General features: G+C 43.5%; 1 pseudogene. It reads left to right on the plus strand.

The features are described from left to right. Positions 1-130: 130 nt before the first annotated feature. A pseudogene (locus tag ACTIE0_RS24340) lies at positions 131-1303 on the plus strand (group II intron reverse transcriptase); the annotation flags it as partial. Positions 1304-1482: the final 179 nt, after the last annotated feature.

Raw genomic sequence — 1482 nt, forward strand, 5'->3', positions numbered from 1 at the left:
GCTCCTTTGACAAAACAGGGTATCCACACCAGGAGCCGTATGAAGGGAAACTTTCACGTATGGTTCTGAATGGGAGGAGATGGTGGTGACTCCATTCTCGACCCCTAACATATAGCCAAATGCTCTTACCGTGAACCATGAATACCTACTGTCACAAATTCATTGTCCAAGCAGCCTGAAAAGAGACTTGAAACAATGGCTCAAAGCGGGTGTGCTAGATAACGGTGTATTCGAGGATACAGAAACAGGGACACCTCAAGGAGGAGCGATAAGTCCACTATTGGCCAACATCGCCCTGGATGGAATGGAAAGAATAGTAAAAGAAATGTATCCTAATAAAGGGACGACCACCCAGGTAAACCTAATAAGATATGCCGATGATTTTGTGGTCATATCCAAAGACCTAGAAATCATTGAACAGTGCAAAACTGCTATTTCCGAATGGTTAAAACCTGTAGGACTAAAAATTAAACCCGAAAAGACTCGAATATGCCATACACTCAATCCCATTGAGTACGAAGGTAAAACAGAGGAACCCGGCTTTGATTTTCTAGGATTCAACATCAGGCAATACCCTATAGGAAAATATCAATCCGGGAAAACAGGTGGAGCGGCGAGCCGATTAATCGGACACAAAACCCACATTAAACCCAGCAATAAGGCAGTTAAAGCTCACACAGAAGTGATTAAAGGTGTAATCAGGAAGCATAAAACAGCACCTCAATCAGCCCTGATAAGCAGACTCAACCCAATAATACGAGGTTGGTCAAACTACTATTCAGGGGTAGTTTCAACAGAAGCCTTCAATAAACTAGACCATATAGTCTGGGAAATGTTAAGAGCATGGAAAGTTTGAAGATGCGGAAGGGCAAACCTACATGAAAAGCTAAGAAACTATTTCAGTCACGGAACGGTTAAACTTAGCAATAGGAAAGAAAGGTATGAAACTTGGTTATTCAAGACCAAGGATGGATTTCAGTTATGGAAACACAATTGGACTCCGATTGTCAGACACACCCTAATACGCCCAGACGCAACACTTGATGACGGAAACTGGACTTACTGGGCAACCCGAAAAGGACAAGCAATTGACACACCAAATAGGGTAGCAAAACTACTCAAAAAGCAAAAAGGCAAGTGTACCTGGTGCGGGCAATACTTTACCCCATCAGACTTAGTTGAAGTAGACCACATTGTACCTAGAAGCCACGGTGGAAAGGATGAATACAAAAATCTTCAACTGCTACACCGCCACACCCGCGACAATAAGACGGCATTAGATGACGCAAAGCTGTGTTCTTAACAAAAGAAGCAATCAAACTAGGAGCCGTGTGAAGGGAAAACTTTCATGCACGGTTCTGAATGGGAGGGGTAGACCGTGAGGTCTATCTCGACCCCTAATTGAACTATAGCATTAGTCAAGGTGGTTAGGACGCAGCTTTGAGAACGGAATCCATGGCATCATGGAGAGAATCAAACTGC

Source organism: Limnospira sp. (assembly GCF_051859755.1).
Lineage (GTDB): Bacteria > Cyanobacteriota > Cyanobacteriia > Cyanobacteriales > Microcoleaceae > Limnospira > Limnospira fusiformis.